This is a genomic window from Bilophila wadsworthia ATCC 49260 (genome assembly GCF_000701705.1).
Taxonomy (GTDB): domain Bacteria; phylum Desulfobacterota; class Desulfovibrionia; order Desulfovibrionales; family Desulfovibrionaceae; genus Bilophila; species Bilophila wadsworthia.
Genome location: NZ_JNJP01000139.1, coordinates 1 through 6,147, shown reverse-complemented (window position 1 = coordinate 6,147; position 6,147 = coordinate 1). Strand labels below are relative to the sequence as shown.

Below are 6,147 nucleotides of genomic sequence, written 5' to 3'. Positions count from 1 at the left end.
GAAGGGGCCTTTCTGGAGAAAGGCCCCTTCTCCCTTCCCCCGAACCCCCTTCCCTCATCCTCCAAAGACTTTCATGCTTATCGAATCCCTTATCTCGGCTTTCCCCTACGGCTTTATGCAGGGAAAAGCCGTTTTCCTTATCCGGTAAGCAAAAAATACACGTCCCGATTCACCTATACCCTAACCATCGAGCCCTGTAGGAACGCGGAACAGGGACTGGGTAACGTCAAAAGTCTTTGGGAGGGGTGGGGGTGGTTTGGAGGGGGCGGGGAGGACTTTTTTTAGAAAGTCCTCCCCGCCCTCCAATTTCTTCAACCTCTACCGTTCGACGCCGGGCCGAAGCTGGCAGCGGACGCGGATGTCCCGCCCTCCGCGCCCGTACTCGTCGAGCGTGGCGAAAAGCTGGGCCTCGGTGACGTCGATTTCGGGAGACGCGGAGGCAAAGGCGGCCTGTCCACGGAGAAGCGCACACGCCTCGGCCTTGGCTTCTTCGAGCGTGTAGCGCCGTGTAATGGGCTTGCGGATGTCGAGGCTCGGAACCAGCAGCATACCAGCCGCCGTATCCGCAAACAGATCAAGGCTCGCCGTGGGACGGGTGAGTGCCGCGCCGATGGCGTTGGCGACAGGGCCAAGCACAGGATCGCCGAGCGTCTCCACAGGAAGCCCCAGAGCGTCCCCGAGCAGAGGAGCCACCGCCTCGGCGGGGCCGCCCACAAGCACGGCGCGGACCGGGCGAACGGCGCGTTCCTCAAGCAAGGCCGCCAGCGTGTACACGGGACGGCTGTTCACCTCATCGAGCAACGACCGCACGGCGGAGGCGACGCGGGAACGGGCGCAATCCAAAACCTCCTGCGAGAGGGACTCTGCGCTCAGCCCGTGGGCTGCGGCAAGGGATTCCACACCCGCGCGTGACGCAGCAACATCCCCGGCGTCCGCATGTCCAAGCACATTGAGGCAGTCGAGAAATGTGGGGCCGTCCGTCCCGCCGAACGCCAGCGCGGGCCCCTTGCGCAGCGGGCCGACCTGAATGCCGGGCGCGACCGTCACCTGCGAATCCCCTCCAAGCCCGATGGAAACGGACTTGAGCGCGCGGACCAGCGTGGAGCGCCCGTTGACCACCAGATCGTCTGACGACAATACGGGCTGCCCGGCGGCGAGCAAGGCTATGTCCGTCGTCGTTCCGCCCATGTCGAGCACAAGGGTATCTTCGGAGCAGGACGGCATCAGGGCCATCATGCCCATGACGCTGGCGGCGGGGCCGGAAAGCAGGGCTTCCACAGGCCGCTCGCGGGACACCGAAAGCGGGATGGCTCCCCCGTCGGCCTTCAAAAGATAGGCTGGCGCGTCGATGCCCATGTCCTTCAGGCTGGCTTCCACCGCATCCGCGAACCGGTTGTGCAGCGTCCAGACCGCCGCGTTCCAATAGGCCGTGGCAATGCGGCGCGGAAAATTCAGGCGGCCCGACAAACGATGCCCGAGCGCGATCACCGGTTCCGGGCCGTCCGAGAAAACTTCGCGTATGACCTCCGCCATCGCGTCCTCATGCGCCGGATTGCGCGTCGAAAACTTGGCGACGCAGGCGAACGCGGCCAGCCCTTCCTCCCGCCAGCCGCTCACAACCCGCCGTATAGCCTCCCGATCCGGAGGCGCGACTTCCGTCCCCCGGTGATCCACGCCGCCGGGAACGAGCGCCGTATGGCCTCCCAGCCCGAACCAGCCCGGATCAAGGCCCGGCCCCGCGCCGATCAGCAGACCCACAGGCGCGCAGGCGTTCTGCACCACGGCATTCACGGCGAGGGTGGTCCCGAACGTCGCCCGGCTCACGTCCGCCGGAAACGCCGCTCCCGACTCGAACAGCGCGTGCAGGGCCTCTCGTGTGGAAACCAGCAAATCCTGATGGTTGGTGGGAACTTTGACGGACGCGAGCAGCGTTCCGCCGCGCAACAGCACGGCGTCGGTATGCGTTCCGCCCATATCCAGCCCGAGCACGGCCGGGGTTTTCCGTTCTTTTGACACGTACGGCCTCCTGAGGCGCCTGTTTCCGGCAACGGACCTCGCGCCCGTCGGCAGCGTAACGCAAAACCCCGGCGCAGGGAAACCCCGCCCGCCCTTGCCAAACGGCATCCCCGACCCTATACTTTCCCCTATTACAAGGAAAAGAACCGGATCGACAACCGATCCGGGATCGGTCGCAACACCAAAGGAGAATACGTACGTGACCAGCCAACTGAAGACATTCATGTTGCTTGCCCTGCTTTCCGGCCTCATCATCGTTCTCGGAGGCGCTCTGGGCGGCAAGACGGGGATCGTTATCGCTTTCGGCCTCGCCCTGATCATGAACGTGGGGAGCTATTGGTATTCCGACAAAATCGTCCTGAGGATGTATCAGGCCCGCGAACTGTCGGAAAGCGAAGCCCCCATGATCTACAGCATGGTGCGCGAGCTGGCCGCCAACGCCCAGATCCCCATGCCGCGCATCGCCGTGGTTCCCGAAGAAGCCCCCAACGCCTTCGCCACGGGCCGCAACCCCGAAAACAGCGTGGTCGCCGTCACGGAAGGCATCCTGCGCCTGCTGTCCCCGGAAGAGCTCAAGGGCGTGCTTGCTCATGAAATCGCGCACATCGCCAACCACGACATCCTGATCCAGACGGTCGCCGGGGTCATGGCCTCGACCATCGTGTCCATCGCCAACTTTATGCAGTTCGCCGCCATCTTCGGCATGGGCCGCAGCAGCGAAGACGGCGAAGGAGGCGGCAGCAACCCGCTCATGGCCATCGTGCTCGCCATCCTCGCGCCCATCGCGGCGTCGCTGATCCAGTTCGCCATCTCCCGCTCGCGCGAATACCTCGCCGACGCCAGCGGGGCGCGCTACTGCGGGCAGCCCCTCGCCCTCGCCGCCGCGCTCGGCAAGCTCCAGTCATGGAACCAGCGCATTCCCATGCAGAACGGCAACCCCACCACGGCGGAAATGTTCATCGTCGCCCCCCTCTTCGGCGGCGGCATGGCCAAGCTGTTCAGCACCCACCCCGACATCAACGACCGCATCGCCCGTCTCCGCGAAATGGCGGGCGTCAGATAAAAAATCTCCGGCGGGCAGGGGCATTGCCCCTCGCCCGCCCGGGGGAAAACGCTCTGGACGGCTTTGGAAATGCCCGTGCATTCGCCTGAATTCACGGCCCCGCCGCCCTTCACAGTGCATTTCCTCCACGTCTCGAAAGAAGATGGGTTCCGTATCCGGCGCAAACCGGATGCGGAACCTTTTTTGCTTATCCCCGAGCAATCAGACACTCCTTTGGCAACAAATCGGAAGGAATATGTTTCCTTCCTCCGCTCGAACGGCTCTGAAAGCCTCGATCCTTTTTAATGAGCGTGAACGCCCCCCTGCGCGGCCTCCCCGCCACCCGAAGGGGACCACGAAAAAAACGGAGACGCGGCAGAGGACATTTTTCCCTTCTTCAGAAGGGGTTCCCCTTTCCAGCCGCTTCTATCATCCTTGACGCTGGACGCATATTCCGGTAGCGAAACAGACCCTTCGGAAGCATTTTCCGGACGGCGGCCCCGGCGGGAAGATACGGGGCCTTCCGGGGGCGTTCCCGGAAGCCGTCCACCATCCATCCTGAATCATGGCTTTTTCGGTGTTCCTTGGAGTAAACGATGCAATATGGGAGCCTTTCGATAGGTCTGGCGCTTGCGGCGTGCCTTGGCGTTTCCGGGTGCGGCGAGAAAAGAACCCTTGGCGAGGAACCCGTGCCGGTGCAGCGCTCCGAGTGCGGCGGCATTTTTGTTCTCGCGCCCGCGTCATATATGCAGTATATTCAGCACGACGAAGCGACGCTGCTGGCTTCGGAAGGCCGCTATGAGGATCTCCCCGTCTTCTGTACGGAAGAAATGGCCCGGATGCTCGAAGAACGGCTGGAACACGATCATGAACTCCTTCCCGGCCTCTGGCGCGTGTACCGACTTGAGGGCGTATGGGAAGAGGATGTCGTGGAAGTGCGGCCCGGTGAATGGCGTATGCGCCGCCCGGCCCAGCTTATTGCGCTTTCGGCATCTTGAGATTTGATGACATCCCGCTCCGAAGCGGAAGTATGAAACCAACATTTTTGCGTTTTTGAGGAGACTATATGGCAACAGCACACCGTTGTGGATGGGTAGCGCTGATGGGTCCGCCCAATGCGGGCAAATCCACCCTTACCAACGCCCTTGTGGGCCAGAAGGTGGCGATCGTCACGGCCAAGCCGCAGACGACCCGTAACCGCATCGTCGGCATCCTGACCCAGAAGGATGCCCAAGTCATTTTTATGGACACGCCCGGCGTGCACGCCCTGCGCGGCCAGACCAGAGGCCAGCTCGGCAAAATCATGGTCCAGTCGGCGTGGCAGAGCTTCGCGGTGGCGAACTGTATCGTGCTCGTCATCGACGGCGATCTGTACCTGCGCAAGCCCGATTTCATGGAGCGCGATCTCGCGCCCCTCATCCAGCCGCTGGCCGAAGAGGAGCGCCCCGTCGTCGTTGTGGTGAACAAGGTCGACCTGTTCCATGACAAATCGCGTATGCTGCCCCTGCTGGAGTCCGTGGCCCAGATGTTCCCCAAGGCGGAAATCTTCCCGGCGTCGGCCCTGCGCCGCAACGGCGTGGAGCAGCTCCTTGAGCTTATCCGCTCCCACCTGCCCGAAGGCGAGGCGCAGTTCCCCGAAGATCAGCTTTCCACGGCCCCCATGAAGTTCATGGCCGCCGAGATCATCCGCGAGAAGCTTTTCGAAAAGCTGTATCAGGAAGTCCCCTATTCCGTCGCCGTGGACGTTGAAGTGTGGGACGAGGAAGACGATCGCGTGCTCATCCATGCCGCCATCTATGTGGCGAAGCCCTCGCACAAGGCCATGGTCATCGGCCGGGCGGGGGAAGGCATCAAGGCCATCGGCACGGCCGCCCGCAAGGAAATCCGGGATCTGGTCGATAAAAAGGTTCACCTCGAACTCTGGGTCAAGGTTCGTGAGGACTGGGTCGATGACCCGCAGTTCCTGCACAGCCTCGGCTTTGGAGCTGAAGCGGAGTACTAGCCCATGAATCCGTCAGAAACAGCAGCGCTTGGGGAACGCCTCGAAGCCGTGCGCGGGCGCCTCGCCGGGGCCGCCCGCATCGCGGGGCGCAAGCCGGAAGATGTACGTCTCATTGCCGTATCCAAGCTCCATCCAGTGGAGGCCATTCTCGCGGCATACGGGTTCGGACAACGGGTTTTTGGCGAAAATTACGTGCAGGAAGCGCTTGCCAAGCAGGAAGCCCTTCCCGATCTCGATGTGGAGTGGCATTGCATCGGCCACGTCCAGACCAACAAAGCCAAGGACGTCACCGGGCGTTTCGCCCTCATCCACACTGTGGACAACTTGAAGTTCGCCGAAACGCTGGCCCGCCGCCTGCCCGAAGACATTCCGGTGCAGCGCGTGCTCCTTCAGGTCAACATCGGCAACGAGCCGCAGAAAGCCGGCGTCGACGAGCACGATCTGCCCGCCCTTGCCGAAGCCGTCCTTGCACTCCCGCGCCTTGAAGTCCGCGGCCTGATGTGCCTGCCGCCGTTCTTTGACGACGGCGAAGCCGCCCGGCCCTATTTCGCCCGGCTCCGCGAGCTGCGCGACGATCTCGAAGCCCGCCTCGGCATCAAGCTGCCCGAACTTTCCATGGGCATGTCCGGCGACTGCGTGCAGGCCGTCGAGGAAGGCGCGACCCTCGTCCGCGTCGGGACCGACATTTTCGGCCCCCGGCCTGTGAAGTCGTAGGAGAGAGAGAGAGAGAGAGAGAGAGAGAGAATATTTGGAGGGGGAAGGGGAAACTTTCTAAAGAAAGTTTCCCCTTCCCCCTCCAAACCTCCCCTATCCTCTTCAAAGACTTTTGACTGGTGGGGAGGTTACGCGGCGGGAGTCCGTTCCAGCTGAGGGCTTTTCAAGCTTGCAAGGCCCCCAATAAAGTACATTGTTCAACAGCCCTGAACATTTTTTTGTTCAGGGCTGTCTCTTTTTCGATAGGAATAGCCGTCAAGAGGGATTCGATAAACGCGAAAGTCTTAGGAGGGAGAGGGGTGGGGTTTGGGGAGGGGAGAGGCCCCCTTTTTCAAAAGGGGGCCTCTCCCCTCCCCAACCTTCAATCCCCTTC

At 62.4% G+C, this 6,147-nt stretch carries 5 protein-coding genes; 4 read left to right on the top strand and 1 reads right to left on the bottom strand.

Annotation, left to right across the window (positions count from 1 at the left end):
- Positions 1 to 318: 318 nt before the first annotated feature.
- Entirely contained in the window at positions 319 to 2,016 is a 1,698-nt protein-coding gene (locus tag T370_RS0120980) for a hydantoinase/oxoprolinase family protein (RefSeq protein ID WP_034507409.1), read from the bottom strand.
- A gap of 199 nt (positions 2,017 to 2,215) precedes the next feature.
- On the opposite strand from T370_RS0120980, the gene htpX reads away from it, so the two are divergent.
- From htpX to T370_RS0120950, 4 genes are all read left to right on the top strand, one after another.
- Positions 2,216 to 3,079: a zinc metalloprotease HtpX gene (gene htpX / locus T370_RS0120975; RefSeq protein ID WP_029436900.1), complete on the top strand. Its 864-nt coding sequence runs from the start codon at positions 2,216 to 2,218 to the stop codon at positions 3,077 to 3,079.
- 575 nt (positions 3,080 to 3,654) lie between these two features.
- The gene (locus tag T370_RS0120960) at positions 3,655 to 4,056 is read left to right on the top strand and encodes a DVU_2496 family lipoprotein (protein ID WP_005028400.1); all 402 of its coding nucleotides are present in this window, start codon (positions 3,655 to 3,657) and stop codon (positions 4,054 to 4,056) included.
- Positions 4,057 to 4,124: 68 nt separating this feature from the next.
- Positions 4,125 to 5,060, top strand: coding sequence for a GTPase Era (gene era / locus T370_RS0120955; protein ID WP_005028398.1), 936 nt, complete (start codon positions 4,125 to 4,127; stop codon positions 5,058 to 5,060).
- A 3-nt stretch (positions 5,061 to 5,063) separates the two neighbouring features.
- A complete protein-coding gene (locus tag T370_RS0120950) occupies positions 5,064 to 5,774 on the top strand; it encodes a YggS family pyridoxal phosphate-dependent enzyme (RefSeq protein ID WP_005028397.1) in 711 nt (236 codons plus the stop codon).
- The last annotated feature ends 373 nt before the right edge of the window (positions 5,775 to 6,147 follow it).